16 protein-coding genes are annotated in these 15,864 nt (G+C 59.3%); 6 read left to right on the forward strand and 10 right to left on the reverse strand.

All coding sequences use genetic code 11. The annotated features are described in order from the left end of the window. Positions 1-40: 40 nt before the first annotated feature. The 3 genes from B5495_RS09550 to B5495_RS14700 all read right to left on the reverse strand — a co-directional run bounded on the left by B5495_RS09550 (position 41) and on the right by B5495_RS14700 (position 1,992). On the reverse strand, positions 41-823 hold the full coding sequence (locus B5495_RS09550) for a hypothetical protein (RefSeq protein ID WP_079553273.1): 783 nt from the start codon (positions 821-823) through the stop codon (positions 41-43). 61 nt (positions 824-884) lie between these two features. Beyond that, the gene (locus tag B5495_RS09555; RefSeq protein WP_079553275.1) at positions 885-1,445 is read right to left on the reverse strand and encodes a hypothetical protein; all 561 of its coding nucleotides are present in this window, start codon (positions 1,443-1,445) and stop codon (positions 885-887) included. A gap of 376 nt (positions 1,446-1,821) precedes the next feature. Then, complete coding sequence (locus tag B5495_RS14700) at positions 1,822-1,992, reverse strand: CsgG/HfaB family protein (RefSeq protein WP_269457152.1); 171 nt, start codon at positions 1,990-1,992, stop codon at positions 1,822-1,824. A gap of 65 nt (positions 1,993-2,057) precedes the next feature. Between B5495_RS14700 and B5495_RS09560 the strand changes: the two genes are divergently transcribed. Then, the gene (locus B5495_RS09560; protein WP_079550240.1) at positions 2,058-3,476 is read left to right on the forward strand and encodes an IS1380 family transposase; all 1,419 of its coding nucleotides are present in this window, start codon (positions 2,058-2,060) and stop codon (positions 3,474-3,476) included. Between the two features lie 142 nt (positions 3,477-3,618). On the opposite strand, the gene B5495_RS09565 is transcribed toward B5495_RS09560, so the two are convergent. The 4 genes from B5495_RS09565 to B5495_RS09580 form a co-directional block, all read right to left on the reverse strand. Continuing rightward, a complete protein-coding gene (locus tag B5495_RS09565; protein ID WP_079553277.1) occupies positions 3,619-4,374 on the reverse strand; it encodes a CsgG/HfaB family protein in 756 nt (251 codons plus the stop codon). A gap of 58 nt (positions 4,375-4,432) precedes the next feature. After that, a complete protein-coding gene (locus B5495_RS09570) occupies positions 4,433-4,873 on the reverse strand; it encodes a curli assembly protein CsgF (RefSeq protein WP_079553279.1) in 441 nt (146 codons plus the stop codon). Continuing rightward, positions 4,873-5,415: a curli production assembly/transport protein CsgE gene (locus tag B5495_RS09575; protein WP_231897152.1), complete on the reverse strand. Its 543-nt coding sequence runs from the start codon at positions 5,413-5,415 to the stop codon at positions 4,873-4,875. Before B5495_RS09575 ends, B5495_RS09570 begins: the two co-directional genes overlap by 1 nt. 61 nt (positions 5,416-5,476) lie before the next feature. Next, complete coding sequence (locus B5495_RS09580; RefSeq protein ID WP_079553281.1) at positions 5,477-6,175, reverse strand: response regulator transcription factor; 699 nt, start codon at positions 6,173-6,175, stop codon at positions 5,477-5,479. Positions 6,176-6,432: 257 nt separating this feature from the next. Here B5495_RS09580 and rdgB point away from each other — a divergent pair, with 257 nt between their 5' ends. The 5 genes from rdgB to B5495_RS09605 all read left to right on the forward strand — a co-directional run bounded on the left by rdgB (position 6,433) and on the right by B5495_RS09605 (position 11,611). Further along, positions 6,433-7,053 carry an RdgB/HAM1 family non-canonical purine NTP pyrophosphatase gene (gene rdgB / locus B5495_RS09585; RefSeq protein WP_079553282.1) on the forward strand — a complete coding sequence of 207 codons (621 nt, stop codon included), beginning with the start codon at positions 6,433-6,435 and terminating at the stop codon, positions 7,051-7,053. Beyond that, the gene (gene hemW / locus B5495_RS09590) at positions 7,050-8,261 is read left to right on the forward strand and encodes a radical SAM family heme chaperone HemW (protein WP_172824549.1); all 1,212 of its coding nucleotides are present in this window, start codon (positions 7,050-7,052) and stop codon (positions 8,259-8,261) included. The genes rdgB and hemW overlap by 4 nt, the downstream gene beginning before the upstream one ends. Before the next feature lie 35 nt (positions 8,262-8,296). Then, positions 8,297-9,025 carry a YiaD family glycine zipper/OmpA-like lipoprotein gene (locus tag B5495_RS09595; RefSeq protein WP_079553284.1) on the forward strand — a complete coding sequence of 243 codons (729 nt, stop codon included), beginning with the start codon at positions 8,297-8,299 and terminating at the stop codon, positions 9,023-9,025. A 124-nt stretch (positions 9,026-9,149) separates the two neighbouring features. After that, a complete protein-coding gene (locus tag B5495_RS09600; RefSeq protein ID WP_079553285.1) occupies positions 9,150-9,995 on the forward strand; it encodes a 23S rRNA (adenine(2030)-N(6))-methyltransferase RlmJ in 846 nt (281 codons plus the stop codon). An 89-nt stretch (positions 9,996-10,084) separates the two neighbouring features. After that, on the forward strand, positions 10,085-11,611 hold the full coding sequence (locus B5495_RS09605) for a phospholipase D family protein (protein ID WP_079555022.1): 1,527 nt from the start codon (positions 10,085-10,087) through the stop codon (positions 11,609-11,611). A gap of 16 nt (positions 11,612-11,627) precedes the next feature. Here the strand turns inward: B5495_RS09605 and B5495_RS09610 are convergent, their stop codons facing one another. The 3 genes from B5495_RS09610 to B5495_RS09620 are packed head-to-tail and all read right to left on the reverse strand — an operon-like array spanning position 11,628 to position 15,806. Beyond that, positions 11,628-12,401: a DUF3726 domain-containing protein gene (locus tag B5495_RS09610; RefSeq protein ID WP_079553287.1), complete on the reverse strand. Its 774-nt coding sequence runs from the start codon at positions 12,399-12,401 to the stop codon at positions 11,628-11,630. Then, positions 12,398-14,173, reverse strand: coding sequence for a hypothetical protein (locus B5495_RS09615; RefSeq protein WP_079553289.1), 1,776 nt, complete (start codon positions 14,171-14,173; stop codon positions 12,398-12,400). The genes B5495_RS09610 and B5495_RS09615 overlap by 4 nt, the downstream gene beginning before the upstream one ends. Before the next feature lies 1 nt (position 14,174). Continuing rightward, on the reverse strand, positions 14,175-15,806 hold the full coding sequence (locus tag B5495_RS09620; RefSeq protein ID WP_079553290.1) for a BCCT family transporter: 1,632 nt from the start codon (positions 15,804-15,806) through the stop codon (positions 14,175-14,177). Positions 15,807-15,864: the final 58 nt, after the last annotated feature.

The following is a 15,864-nucleotide window of genomic DNA, read 5'->3' on the forward strand; positions in this document are numbered from 1 at the left end:
CACACCTTGTCATAAGACAGCTGCTATACAGAAAACCCTTTTAGTTTCCCTGGTAAACGGAGTTAGTGTTGCCGTTCCCGTTTGTCAGGATTTGCGAGAAGTGCTGGCCTGACGACGAGAAGCTACCTGCCTGATTGACAGTCTGGGTGTTATTACTGCCATGGGTTGAGATGAAGGAGTCATGACCATAGCCGGTTTGGTTCACGACGTGCATGTTGTTATTACCACTGGCCAAGATATCGCTGTCAAGCTCGTCACCGTGCTGAAATACGTCGGCGCTGTTTGAGTCGCCGGTGAACTTGATGTAGCTGTCATTCAATTCACCGTGTTGATATACGTCAACGACGTTGTCATTGCCATCCTGTTTCACCCAAGAGTCATTGCGTGTACCGTCCTGGGCCACATTGGCATTATTTCGATTGCCATCCTGGTTGATGATCGAGTCGTTTTGCTCGCCCAGCTGATTGACATCGGCTTTGTTGAATTTACCATCTTGATCAATCTTTGAGTAGTTTTGACCCGGAGCCGTTTGGGCGACACCCACAACATCATCCTGGACAACGGTTGTTTCGTTGCCACTACCGTTCTGCTTGATGCGGGAAATCTGGGTACCCCACTGCGTTACGCTGTTTGTGTTGCTGTTGCCCGTTTGGTTGATATAGGAATCACTGCCCACGGCATTACCGTCGTACAATGGCCCAGCCATACTATTCACTGTGTTACGTGAGCCATTGAACTGAGATCCGGGCGCGGTTTGCGCTACTGCCGAAACGGATACGGTCAGGGCGACAGCTGCTGCGATTGTTGTCATTTGCATTTTCATGGTGTTTCCCCTTGTTTTTCGATCTTCTTGCCGTGGTGTTTTACTGAGCGCTCAAGGCAACTCAGTAAGCATCGATAGTGACCGGCCGCGCATTGCCCGAATAGTTTTGTTGTTCGACGCTTATGCTGCGAGAGCCACTGCCCGATTGTGAAAGTGAAACATCGCTTTTAAAGCCGACCTGAGATACATCGGCTCTGAGTGATAAACTGTTACCCGTCTGGGAAATAGTGGCCGAGTGATCATCACCTACCTGGCTGACCACGCCGATATTATTGCCGCCCTGCTGATCTATACTGGCATTGTTGTTACGGCCATTTTGATAGATATAAGCCAGGTTACCCATCTGGTAGCCGGCAGCGCGTGATTGACTAACACTGCCGCTGTTGTTATCGCCAACTTGCTGAATAACGCTGGCGTTGCCCGCAAGCTGGTTCACGTCGATAATGCTTTTGGCCTGCTGGAAAACACGAGCGGCGCTCAGTATGGCTGCTTCGTTATCAGAAGACGCCGCCATGGCAGGAAAGGAAACTGCAGCTGCTACGGTGGCTACTGCCACGGCCGAAGCCAACTGGCTACGCGAGCTTACCGTTTTTGAAAAGCTGTAGATCGCTGACAGTTTCATTTAATTTCTCCGCGTTAACAGTGCGTTTTCTTTTCTTTTCTTTTCTTTTCGTTTTTCTTGTTTCGTTGTATTGAGTTTGGGCGATTTAGCGTTAACTGCCATCAGCACTTTTTTTATAAATGCAATTAGCCCCGTGAGACGGAAAAGAAAATAAAAAGCGAAGTTTATAATTATGGAGGGATGAGGTTTTTCATCTCTGCGGCATATGTGATGTTGTATGGGGTTATCTATAAAAACTACAAAAAAATGGCCATGCGAATGCATGGCCATCAATATCTTGTTTTTATATATTTTATTTTCCCTTGATGATTTTTATTTAAAAATTCCCTGATTTATTTTTATATGCAATAGAACGTCAATATGCTTCTATTTGATATTAAAGCTCGGGAATGGGCGCGTTAAGGTAATCGGAAAGCATCGTTTGATTGATATCCATCCCGGCAGGAAGGTTCCACAGGTTGCTTTCTACCCCGCGTGCAATCAGATGAATCACCGAGGACTCAATCGCGGACATGACCGCCAGTTGCACAGGTTCGTTGGTGGTAATCCCGCCTTATTCACCGGGCTGAGACAGAAAAGAAGATGGCGAGCAGTTTCTCTTGTAGAATCAATATGTTCCTAACCGAACTTGACTCAAGAGGACCACTCGCCATGGGTGAAAGCCTATCCCCCTGGACCCCGTCATGCAACGGGTCCATCCGCGTCGAGCTCAGCGGCCATCGCACCACCAGCGACAGCGGTGCTTTGCTGTTGCGTGAAGCCCTCGACAACAGCGGCATGATCGATGCGCTGGACGACCATCTGGTCGATCATCGCGACCCGGATCGCGTCCGCCACTCGTTAGCCAGCCAGCTGCGTACCCTGGTGCTGCAGCGTTCGATGGGCTGGATCGACCTCAGCGATACCGACACGCTCCGCCGTGACCCGCTCTGGCAGCTAGCCTGCAGTGATGCCCGCGGGACAACGCCGTTGGCTCAGGACCGGCCATCTCAAGCGACGCTGTCGCGGCTGCTGACGTGCCTGGGCCGCGACGACAATATCGATACCGTGCATGAGGGCCTGCTGCGGCTGGCGGTCTGGCGACTGACCTCGCTGGACGGCGGCGAACGCCCCGAGCATCTGACGCTGGACATCGACGGCTTGCCGATCGACGTCCACGGCCACCAGGGCGGTTCGGCGTTTCATGGACTTTACGGGGCCAGAATCTACTCGCCTTTGGTGGCCTCGCTGGCAGAGACCGGCGACATGGTGGGCGGTCTGCTGCGTGAAGGTAACGCCGGCCCAGCCGAGAATGCCGATACCTGGATCCCACATCTGGTGCGGCGACTCAACGAGAGCACCGGGGCCAAGGTCAAGGTACGCATCGACGCGGGTTTCACCGACAACGACACGCTTGAGGCGCTGGAAGATCGCGACATCGAGTATCTGGGCCGGTTGCGCAGTCATACGGGCCTGCAGACACTGGCAGCGCCACATCTGAAGCGGCCACGCGGCCGGCCCCCCGAGCAACCTCGGGAATGGTGCCATGACCTGGCGTACCAAGCCGGTACCTGGCCGGCGCCGCGGCGCGTGGTGCTGGTGGTACAAGAGCGGCCCGATGATCTGCTGCTGCATGCCTTCTTTTTGGTCACCAACCTCGGCAAGTTCAACTGGCCGCCGGAAAAGGTCCTGGCGCTTTATCGCAAGCGCGGCAGCGCCGAAGCCCACATGGGCGAGGTGAAGTCGGCGCTCGACCTGCATCTCTCCTCGACTGATCGCGGTGTCTCCACCGTCCAGGACGTCATGGCCCGCAACGAGGTAAACCTGCTGCTGACTCTCTGCGCTTATCAGGTGCTACACGGGCTGCGTTGCCTGTTGGAACGACAGACCCGGCAGGGCTGGAGCCTGAAGCGGATGCGCGAGCAGGTGCTTAAGGTGGCCGCCACGCTGACAGTGCACGCCCGGCGCATCACCGTGCACCTCGGCGATGCCGCCGATAAATGGTGGCCATCTTTACTGAAAGGGTTGCCGCGGCTGACGGCATTGACCTGACACGTCGCATTACTCAGCCTTTTCCAGCAGACAAAACGGCCACTATGGAGGCCGACGACCACGGCTGCGCCGTCACTCGAAACCAATGAACTTCAGTTATAAATATCACGGCATTGATACGATAAAGCTATGTGCTAATCGGCTACTCAGCGACCGTATGACATAAAAGCCGGTCGGTCCCGGTCACCACGGGACGTAAAACGCTCGTTCGGCGTCCTGATGAATAAGGCGGGGTAATACCTGCTTCAACTTCCAGCAAGCGGCGAAAATCAATAAAGCGATAGATACCTGCCCGCACCTCTTTGGAATAGATGGTTTTGGTGGTATTAACGTTGGCCAGCACTTCACCGGTCGAGATTTCGACCGCGCGTAGGGTCACCGTCACCTGGTCGACCTGGTATTCACCGGACGCGCCAATGCCGAAATACTCCGCGCCTGCGCCGCCGGTACGTATGTTGGACTCATAGGCAATAATGCCCCCCTCAAGCATGACCGAGGCCGAACGCAGCGACGGCAGGGTATCCGGGCGGCCAAAGCGCTCGAACTCGGCGCGGATGATACGACGCTCGGTCAGCAGGTTTTGCAGGCCGATACGCTCCAGTGGAATAAACCAGCCTGAATCGGCCAGCGCACCGGTGAGCATGGCGGCTGCCCCCTGGGTTACCGCGGTAGAGAAGGTGCTGGCCGGTGCCGGGCGGTATTGGCCAGTCTGATCGCGGAAGTCGTACACCGAGACAAAGATGCGACCGGAGGGTGGTGGTAGCGACACCAGGTCCTGATAGGTGGCACCGCGTGGAGTCAACGTGGCTTCAACACCTTCAAGGTGCTCCGAATTAGCAACGACGCCGGCACAGCCGCTGAGTACGCCGCATAACACAAGGATGGCTGTTGCTTTCATAATTATTATTCTCCTGCGTGACGGTAACAATTTGCATGTTTTCTGAATCAGGTCTTTATCAGGGGTTGAACAGTCCACCGACGCTGATATTGGTGACGTCACCTGTGAGCTTGTCGACGACGCGAACCACCAGCTCGCCGCCTTCATCGCTGACCACGACGCCAAATTCGTCGCTGTCAAAGCTGCCCTGGCTGACATCACCCGCGCTGACGTCAGCGATAAGCTGGGATATCAATCGGCTCTCCAGGCTCTGCAGCAAACGCTCTGTCGCTGACGTTGGCGTTGAGCGCCGCAGGTTGGGATCCTTGTTGGTGTCCTGGGCCTGGGCCTTGCCCAGCAGGTAGCTACCGACGAAAGGGTCACCGCCGAACGATGGGTTTATAGGCTGGTACACCAGCTCGCCGGCGTAGCCTGAAAGTGGCGCAAGGCAGAGTGCCGCGGCGATGGTGAAGCACTTGGCGCTCCTGAGGGAGCGGCTTTTCCGGATCATGGATGTCATTAGAATAACTCCTCGCTTCCCAGGTCTTTATCAGAGGTAATGGCGGCTTTAAGCCGCTGGCGCAAAATCGCTTTTTCCACGACCTGCACGGCTTCTTCAGCGGTGCGATCGGCTTCATTGATTTTGGGCGACAGCTGCGTACGGAAATACATACGGTTGCCTTCCATGACCCATAGCTGGCTGCCCCATCGCGCATCCGGACGTTCACGAATGGTAATCGTGGCATTGCCAATCACCGGGTTGCCCATTGCCTGTTGGCTAAAGGCGCGGTAGAAGGTTTTGCCCGCCATGGTGACGGTGCGATCCACCATCACGCCGGTCAGCTCGCTGCCCGAGGGCGATGGCTGTACAGCGGGGCCATCAGGGCTTTCCACGCGGTTGATCGATTGGATTTTTTCTTCTTCGGCCTGGCGTTGTGCCTGCTGGCGTTGCGCGGCGTCGGGCAGGGCGGAGGCCGATTCCTGAGCATGGGCGGTCGTCATCCATACCGCCGCAAGCATGCCTATCGGCAACAGCACATGGGTAAAAGGGCAAGCACGCATAGAAAAACCTATCCTTGCCGCCATCATGCGGCGTAACCCCGGCGGCACCGGGCGTTGCACATTATTCTTCAGGACGCTGCTGAAGGTTGCGAACGGTGTCAGCGTTGGGGACCAGTGGGCCCAGGTTCTGGTGTATCCAGTTGAGCGCCTGAATACGGTTATGCACGTTGATTTTGCGAAAGATGTTGTAAAGGTGAGACTTCACCGTGTGCTCGCTGACAAACAGCTTTTCGGCAATTTGCTGATTGGAAGAGCCGGCGCTTAGCAGCGAGATGATTTCCATTTCCCGATTGGTCAAGCCACAGGCCGGGCGAAAGGCATTGCTCTGGTACTTGCGATAGAACAGAATCAGCCGCGCCATCAGATCTCGCGACATCCACAAGTCTCCGCCGAGCAGGGTGTGGATACCTTTACAAATCACTTCCAGGCTTTCGTTACGATAAAAAATGCCCTTTAGCTGCGTGCAGGTCAGCGCCCTGAGCGCGTGATCCAGGTCGCTGACGTTAAGCGCTGCTATAGGTGCTTTGACGAGTGACTCCGGCAGCGACTCCTGCCAGGCGGGGAGTGCATCGGCGGCGATATGATCGCTGTCGATTAACAGCAGCGCGCGGTCTGCCACCGTGGCACTAAAAGTGGCAGCAGGCGCCTGAACGCGAATCTCACAGCAGGTATGCTCGGCAAGATAATCAGCAAATAGCTGAGTTTGTGGGCTTTTTTCGGTAATGAGATAAACAGTACCGGTACTTTTATCCTGCGCCATGGAAATGATCCTCATGCAGAGAAAGGATGAGCAAGCATCACGGGAAGTGTTGTTCAATGCGCTCATTTTGTAAAATAAAGTTACAATTAAAGATGAGTGATTTCCCTGTTTTTTATTAAGTAGATGTTTTTATTAAGTTAAATATTTCAGAAATTTTTAGTGTAATTATTTGTAACTAATTTTTTGTATGCCGAAGGCGGCTCTTTTGGTGAGCCGACGCCCGGCGTACACTGTCCGGCTGCCAAGGAGACATCGATATGACCGCAACACGCACCCTCGTCCTGGCCAGCGGCAACGCAGGGAAACTGACCGAGTTCAACCAGCTCCTCCGCCCGCTGGGTATCGACGTACGGCCACAGGCCGACTTTGGCGTGCGGGACGTTAAAGAAACTGGACTGACCTTTGTGGAAAACGCGCTGATCAAGGCACGCGAAGCCAGCCGGGTGAGCGGTTTGCCGGCACTGGCCGACGACTCGGGGCTGGAAGTGGATGCGCTCGATGGCCAACCCGGCATTTACTCGGCCCGCTACGCCGGCGAGCCCAAAGACGATGCGCGCAACAACGCCAAACTGCTGAGCGAGCTTGCCGACTGCCCTGAAGGGCAGCGCACCGGACGTTACTGGTGCGTGCTGGTGTATTTACGCCATGCGGATGATCCGGTGCCGGTTATCGTCCAGCGCAGCTGGGAAGGCGAAGTGCTGGCGCATGCCCGGGGTGACGGTGGTTTTGGCTATGACCCGCTGTTCTGGATGCCCAAACAGGCGATGAGCGCCGCCGAGCTGACCGCCGATGAAAAGAACCGCCTGAGCCACCGTGGCCGCGCGCTTGGCGCCTTGGTCGATAAACTCGAGATGGCGCACGGGCAAGGGGCGTTATGACTCAAGGTGACGTTATTCAGTCCGGTATGACTCAATCCGGTATAAACAGGCTGCCGCCGCTATCGCTTTACATACATACGCCCTGGTGCGTACGTAAATGCCCCTACTGCGATTTCAATTCGCACGAGTCAGGCCGTCGCGAGCTGCCTGAAAGCGCTTACCTGCAGGCACTGTTGAAAGATCTGGATCACGATCTGACGCTTGCCGACGGGCGCCCGCTGACGTCGATTTTTATCGGTGGCGGTACGCCCAGCCTGCTGTCGCCCGGTTTTTATCAAAGCCTGCTGACGGAAATTCACAAGCGCCTCGCGTTTGCCCCGGATATCGAAATCACCCTGGAAGCCAACCCCGGCACCACCGAGCAGGATCGCTTCAGCGGCTACCGCGACGCGGGTATCAACCGGCTTTCGCTGGGGATTCAGAGCTTTCAGGCGGACCAGCTGGAAGCGCTGGGGCGCATTCACAGCGGTGACGAAGCCACGCTTGCCGTCACCCAGGCCCGCGCCGCCGGCTTTGATAACTACAATATCGACCTGATGCACGGCCTGCCGGGGCAAACGCCGGCGCTGGCGCTGGATGATATCGAACGCGCGCTGGCGCTATCGCCCCGGCACATTTCCTGGTATCAGCTCACGCTTGAGCCCAACACCGCGTTTCATACCCATCCGCCGGCGCTGCCCGAAGAAGAAGCGCTGTGGGATATTCAGGATCTGGGGCACGCGCGCTTGCAGCAGGCGGGTTTTTCGCGCTATGAAATATCCGCCTACGCGCGTCAAGGTTATCCAAGCCGGCATAACCTCAATTACTGGCAGTTTGGTGACTATCTGGGCATCGGCGCCGGCGCTCACGGCAAGGTAAGCCGCATTGATGAGCGTGGCCAATGGGCCATCGAACGGCGCTGGAAAACCCGTCAGCCGGAGGCCTACTTGCAGCGCCTGCAGGATATGCGCGGGTTTATCGCCGGCAAGCGCGAAGTGACGGCCGCCGAGCTGCCGCTTGAGTTCTGCATGAACGCGCTGCGTTTGACCGAAGGCGTTGATGCCACGCTTTGGCCAGCGCACACCGGGCAGGCGCATGACGTGTTACAAAAGCAGTTACAGAGTGCCGTTAATAAAGGACTTTTGCAGGAAACACCGGAAAGACTGCAACCTACGCCCCAAGGTCTATTATTCTTGAATGAATTGCTGGCGGATATCAGCAACACCTGAACCGCAATTTTTAATTATCCCTGAAGGAGAAACCAATGCGCATGACTCGAGTGATGGTGCCACTGGCCGCGGCCATTCTGCTGGCCGGCTGTGCCTCGCAAAGCCCCTACGGCGGGCAAAACAACGGTGGCCAGACGCAGCGCTCCAAAACGGGCGTGGGTACTGGCATTGGCGCAGTTGTGGGTGCCGCTGCCGGTGCGCTTTCGGGCGATGGTAGCACCAGCCGCCGCGACCGCGCGCTGATTGGCGCCGCTGTGGGTGCCGCCGCCGGTGCCGGCGTGGGCGCCTATATGGATCGTCAGGAAAACCAGCTGCGCGAAGGCCTGCAGGGTTCGCGCATTGAAGTCGATCGTCGCGGCGACGACATCGTGCTCAACATGCCCAGCAGCGTGACGTTCGGCTTTGATTCAGCCCAGCTGACCGGCCAGGCACAAAGCGCGCTGAACGAAGTCTCCAACGTGCTGCGCCAGTACACCGACACCCGGGTGAACATTGCCGGCCATACCGACAGCACCGGGGATGCCAACTACAACCAACAGTTGTCCGAGCGTCGGGCGCAGTCGGTGGGTAACTACCTGGGGCAGAGCGGTGTTTCATCGTCGCGCCTGAACCCGGTGGGCTACGGTGAAAGCCAGCCGGTCGCGAGCAATAACTCGGATGCCGGCCGCGCACAAAACCGCCGCGTGGAAATCACCCTCACGCCAACCGGCAATGCCGGCAACGGCCAGCGCCAAGGACAGGGTCAAGGCCAGCCCCGCTACTGATCCTTTGAGCGGTATATTCCGCTGAGCCACAGCCCGCCAGCCTGACGGTATGGCGGGCTTTTTATTGTCGTTAACTATTGTTGTTAACGATGGTTGTTAACTACCGTTTGTACGGCAGGTTGTCATGCTTTCGTATCAGCACGCGTATCACGCCGGCAATTTTGCCGATGTACACAAGCATCTTGCGCTGTTTGCGGTCTCGCGCCACTTATTACGTAAAAAATCAGCCATTACATATATCGATACTCACGCCGGGCGAGGGCTGTATCCGCTAAGCGCGAGCGAAAGCCAGCGACTGCAGGAGCACAGCCACGGGGTTGAACCCGTCTGGCAGGCCAGACGCCGGGTGAGCCAGCCGCTGCTGGGCGAATGGTGCCAGACTCTTGGCGATGCCCAACCCGATGCGGCAACGCTGACCCATTACCCCGGTTCGCCGTGGTGGCTGGGCCAAGCGCTGCGCGAGCAGGACAGGCTGCGCCTTTATGAACTGCACCCCGGCGAGCACCGTCACCTCAGCGAACAGCCGCTTGCGGGTAATGCCGCGCGTATTTTTGGCGACGGCCTTGAAGGCCTGAAGCGGCAGCTACCCGTGCCCACCCCGCGGCTTTGCGTGCTGATTGACCCGAGCTTTGAGCGCAAAGAGGAGTACAAGGAAGTCGCCGAGGCCGTGCGCTTCACTCTGGCCAAGGCGCGCCATGCCATTGTGCTGGTGTGGTACCCGCTGCTGCCGGCGGGGCATCATCATGCGCTGGCGGATAATCTGGCGGCCAGCGGTATCCGTAACATCTGGCGCAGCGAGCTTGCTCAGCGCCCGGCGGGCAGCGCCACCCACGGCATGTATGGCAGCGGTATGCTGGTGATCAACCCGCCCTGGGGCGTGGATGCAACGCTCAGCGCGGTGTTTGCGGAAATCGCTCCGCTGCTGGGTGAACAGTGCCACCACCGTGCAAGATGGCTGGTGGGAGAATAACGCCCGCCTGACCTGATAATTCCAACGCTTATTGCCCCGGCCAAAACCCATGGAACGCTGACGTGCTTGCCTTTATTCGCCCTGTTTTTATGTTGACCACTGTCCTTGCCGCGACGCTAACGCTGGGGGGCTGTGCGCTGCCGCCGCCCGACTCGCGCGTGGCCAGTCAGGTGCTATCACCGGCCCAGACGGCCGAGACCTCCCTGGGCCGGGCGGTGCAAGCGCGCCTGAAGGACCGCCCCGACGGCGTCAGCGGGATCTATCCGCTGGAGGATTCGCTGGACGCCTTTACCGCCCGGGCCATGCTCGCCGAAGGCGCCGACAAAACCCTCGACGTGCAATATTACATCTGGGCCGACGATACCACCGGCCGGCTGTTGCTCAAGGCGCTGCGGGAGGCTGCCGAGCGCGGCGTGAGGGTGCGTCTGCTGCTGGACGATAACGGCATTGCCGGGCTGGATACGTCGCTTGCCGCGTTAAATGCGCACGCCAATATCGAGGTCAGGCTGTTCAACCCCTTTCCCGTGCGTCGGCCCAAGTGGATCGGGTATCTGTGGGAGTTTCCGCGGCTCAACCACCGCATGCACAACAAGTCGTTCACTGCCGATAGTCAGGCCAGCATTATTGGCGGGCGTAACGTGGCCGACGAATACTTTGGCGCCAACCGGCAAAGCCAGTTTGCCGACCTTGACGTCCTCGCGCTGGGCCCTGCGGCGCGGCAGGTAGGCGAGGATTTCGACCGCTACTGGGCCAGCACCTCGGCGTACCCCGTTGACCAGCTGCTGCCCGCGGTGGAAACGCCACAAGCGGTGCTCGACGAGACCCTTGCGCCGCCGGAAGATGGTCCTGATACCCAGCAGTATCTGGAGGCGCTTGAGCAGTCCGACTTCCTCCAGCGCCTGCTGGATAAATCGCTTGCGATGACTTGGGCCCATGTCTCGGTGATCAGCGACGATCCCGAAAAAGCGCTGGGTAAAGGACAGGATGAGCGCCTGATGAGCCGCCAGCTCTCGGCAGCGCTTGATCAGCCGCGCGCCTCGGTGACGCTGGTGTCGCCTTATTTTGTGCCCACTGAATCAGGCGTGGCCCTGTTTGGCGAGCTTGAAGCCCAGGGCGTCGAGGTCACGGTGCTGACCAATTCGCTGGCGGCCAACGATGTGGCCTTTGTTCACGCAGGCTATGCCAAATACCGCAAGCCGCTGCTGAAAGCCGACGTGACGCTTTATGAAATGCAGCGCACGGCATCCACGGGGAACAAGCGCCCCCGCGCCGGCGTTATGGGCAGCTCCGCCTCAAGCCTGCATGCCAAGACCTTCGCCATTGACGGCGAGGTATTGTTTATTGGCTCGTTCAACTTTGATCCGCGCTCGACCAACATCAATACCGAGATCGGCTTTTTGATTGAAAGCCCCAAACTTGCCACCGAGATGACAGATAGCTTCGCCGAAGAAGTGCCGCAAAGCGCCTACGAACTGGCGCTTGAGAATGGCGATGTGCGCTGGATCGAGCGCCACAACGGTGAACAGATACGCCACGATCACGAGCCGGAAACCGGCCCGTTCAAACGTTTCTGGGTGTCGCTGCTGTCCTTTCTGCCGCTGGAACCGCTGCTGTAACTCAATCTCTTTAACTTCAGTCGCTGTCGGTGGTGCCGGGGCCGGCACCGCTGCGCGAGGCGTCGGTGGACTCGACCAGCATCCGCGTGGCCAGGTGTTTGAGCTTTTCCCATACGGCGTCGTCGATGGTGATGCCGTCGAGCATGGCGCGTTCGCGGCTGGCAATGAGCGCTGATTCCTTGTGGCAGGCCAGCAGGTCGTAGTCGTATTCCGAACGCATCGAGGGCAGCAGCTCGACGTGGTTGGCAAGCACCAGCGTGACGCCGTCGTTGGGCTCGTTTTCTTCGGGCACCTGGGTCACCGCGTACACGCGGATTTCGGGCACCGAGCTGTTGGCACGAAAGCCGACCACCTGCTCGGTCAGCGGATTCTGGGCGTTGCGCCAGAAGGCAGTGACGTTCATCCCGCGTCCGGCGATGCGCGCCAGATAACCCATGATCAGCTGTCGGTTGTGACAGCGACGGATCTTGATCACTGCAAGGCCGCGGGCGCGCGCCTTGGCGAAGCCCAGCTCCAGTGCCAGGCTGGAACTTTGTAAAACGCTGTGGCCCTGGCCGTCGAGCACCGCCAGATCGTCGTCGGCGTAGAGCAGGATCGGCGCACGCTCTTCTGTCTGCTGTTCGGCCAGCAGGTAGTCAAGGCCACGGTTGAGCGCCTCCAGCCCGTTGAGCTCGTAGAGCTGCATCCAGGCCACCATGTCGGCGGCATCGCTGGCGTCGCCGTCCTCAAAATTCAGCCCCTGAAAGGCTTTGCGGCAGAGTCCCTGTAGTTCGTTATAGGAGACTTTCATGACGTGGCTCCGGGTATGGCGGTGGTGCGGGCGTTGCTAATGGTGCTTTCGGGTAGCGCGTCGAGCGTGGGTTCCAGCGGAAAGCTCCAGTCGTCGAAATCGCGCAGGTCATCGGGCTCGGCGTTGAGCTCCTCGACCAGCGGCGCGCCCTGAAACAGGGTGATGCGTACCCAGCGGTCCGACTTGGGGTCGAAGCGGCTGGCGCCGAAGAACGACAGTTTGGTGCGCAGCAGGTGCATGGGCTTCATGTCGCGGGCCCAGAGATTGGCGCGAATCTCGCCCAGCGGCGTTTCCGCCATGGTCTGAATGCGCCGCACGATGTCCTTGTAGCGGGAATGCTGGATCAGAAAATCTACCACCATGGCGCGCGGGTGGTCGCTTAAATACTCGGCAACGACGCGGTGGGTGTCGGCCACCCGAGGGGCGATGGCCAGCTTGAGCTCGCGGTCGACGCCGGGCTCATGGCCGCGTACCCCGAGGCGCGGCTCTTCTTTTTCCACCGAGCGGTACCAGAACCAGTAGCGGTTCTCTGGGTCGTCGAAGTCATAGGTCAGCGCCCAGTCGTAGTGGGTTTCGATCAGCTGCTTGAAGCGCACCAGCGGCATTTCCGGCGTCAATTCCAGACGCTCATTAACGCCCATGCGGTTTTCGAACGGCTCGACAATGGCCGGATAAAGCTCCAGCAGCAGGGTGTTGATCAGCTCTTGGGCTTCGAGCGACAGGGCGCGATGGCTCCATTCGGTCAGCTCCTGCCAAAGGTCGTTGGTCAGCGGCACCTGTTCCAGCCAAATGCGCACTTCGGGCAGCATCGCGACCGTTTCGGCGTTGCGCTCCCCCTGTTCGGGGTCGGCGGTAACGGTCTGCTCCAGGTGACGCTGGGCGCGGCTGAGCAGCGCGAGCAGCCGTTCGCGCTGCGCTTCTTCCGGCGGCTGGGCGCTGATCTGGGCCAGCGCCTGCTCGCGGCTCTTGATCCACTGCTCGATCAGCTGCGGATGGTTAATCAGAAACGGTGCCATGCCCAGCCCGGTGGAGTTGCCGATGCCCAGATAGCGTTTCAACGGCGTTGCCAGACCCACGGCGGTCGCCGGCGACCGGCGGCGGGCGACGTGCTCGATCTGCTGGATGGAAAAATGGCGCAGCAGGTAGACCGCCAGCATCTGGGCCGAGAACGGCCGCTGGAAGTCGGGGTTGTCCTTGAGCCGGTCGAAGTCGGCGAGGCCGAACTTGCCGTTGCCGTAAACCGCGGTGGTGCGGTACAGGTAGCCGGCCTGAGTGAGCCACGCCGGGTCGGGCTGGCGGCCGGCGGCGAGGGCATCGCTAAAAGCGGCGAAGTTTCGCAGGCTGCGGTTGGCGCGGGACAGCACCAGCAGGCGCGGATGCTGGCGCCCGGCTTCCTGCAGCGGCACGTTGGCGGCCATTTGTTCGAGCAGGGCGTCGTCGACGTCGCCTTCGACCACGCCGAAGGTGACGTCCCAGGCTTCGGCAATCACGCGGTCCGAGCGCGCGTCGTCTTGCAGGGGCTGAGAGAAAATCACCCCGTGATAGCGCCCACAGGGCGTCTGCAGCCGGTAAATGGCCGTGCCGTGGCCGGCGTCGTCAAGGTCGAAACGCGTGGCGCTGATCTGCCAGCGCTGGCGCGCCATCTGACGGACCAGACTGCGCACGAAGCTCAAGCGGCTGGGGTGCAGGCTGCCCAGGCGTTCCAGATCCATCACCCGCTCGGGCGCGCGCAGGCGCAGGCTTTCTTCGCGCGGGGAAATACGTTCCATCATCTCACACCTCCCGAGACGGCGGTTGAGCGGGCGATGCCGGCTTCGCGTGTCGTGACATAAGCCCCTGTTCGCGGGCCATGGCGACGGCCGCCTGGGGGCCGGTCCACAGCGACGGCAGCAGGATCAGCGACACCGGAATCGCGGTGAGCACGATGAACTGCTGCAGCGCATTGATCTGTCCGGCGCCCATGTACAACAGGATAGCCGCCATCAGCGACATGGTGATGCCCCAGAAGGCGCGGATCAGCGGGTTGGGCTCGTCGTGCCCAGCGGCAACCACGGAGATGGCGTAGCTCATGGAATCGCCGGTGGTGGCGACAAAAATGGTGGTCAGCAAAAGGATCGCCAGCGCCATGAAGGTGCCGCCGGGCAGCGTTTCCGCCACGGTCAGCGTGGCCACGTCGAACTGGAAGTTGTTCAGCGCCTCGCTCAGGTCAAACACCCCGGTGAACTGATAGAAGATGCCCGAGCCGCCCAGCAGGGTGAACCAGATAGTCGTCGCGATGGGCGCTAGCACGGCCACGGTCAGTATCATTTGGCGAATGGTGCGCCCTTTGGAGATGCGTGCGACGAAGATCGCCATCAGCGGCCCATAGCCGATAAACCAGGCAAAGAAGAACACTGTCCACCACTGCATCCACCAGTCCGGCGCGCTTTGGGAAGTCATGGTCGACATGGTGAAAAACGACGACAGGTATTCGCCAAAGCCCTGGGTAAAGGCTTTGACCAGAAACTGCGTGGGGCCGAACAGAAAGATCACCGCCGCGATGCCCAGCGCCAGAAAAACGTTGAGGCGGCTCAGCAGCTGAATGCCCTTGTCGATGCCGGTCATCGCCGAGGTCACATAGATGGCGCCGAGGCCAATCAGGATAATCAGCTGGGTGGTGTAGCTGTTGGCGACGCCAAACAGCTCGTGCAGGCCGAAACTCACCTGGGTGGCGAGAAAGCCGATGGGCCCCACGGTGCCGGCGACCACGGCGATAACGCACAGCGCGTCGACTACGCCGCCGAACGTGCCGCGCATGATGCGCTCGCCGAAAATCGGATAGAGCAGGGTGCGCGGCTGCAGCGGCTGGCCCTTGTCGTAATGCGCGTGCGCCAGCACGATTGAGGTCAGGCTGCCGAGTACCGCCCAGGCGAGAAACCCCCAGTGCATGAACGACTGTGCCAGCGCCGGGGCAATGGCGTCGACGGTGCTCGCCTGGGTATCGAACGAGGGCGGCGTCACCACGAAGTGGTAGATCGGCTCGCCGGCGGCAAAAAACACCCCGCCGCCTGCCAGCAGGGTGCACATTATGATCGACACCCACTTGAAGGTGGAAAGCTCGGGCGTGCGCGTATTGCCGATACGCGCGCTGGCCATGGGCGTACAGGTCACGCCGATGGCGATCAGGAAGGTTAGCAGCAAGAGTAGCTGGAAGTAGGCACCGAGCGTTTTCGCCGTCCAGGCGAAGCCCGCGGCAATGGCGTCGGCGACGAGCTCGATGTTGTAAAGCGAGAGCCCCACGAACAGCAGGATAAAACCGATGCTCAGGACGAGCACCACAGGATCACCGAAGCGGTGCTGGCCCTCGGGCAGCGGGGCGGGGGATGCCTTGGCGTGGGTCTTGGTATGGGTCTTGGTTGACGACATCAGAGTGGCCTCTGGCGTAGGCCCCGTGAAGCGCGGGGCCCTTATTGTGATTGTTATG

Source organism: Vreelandella subglaciescola, assembly GCF_900142895.1.
Lineage (GTDB): Bacteria > Pseudomonadota > Gammaproteobacteria > Pseudomonadales > Halomonadaceae > Vreelandella > Vreelandella subglaciescola.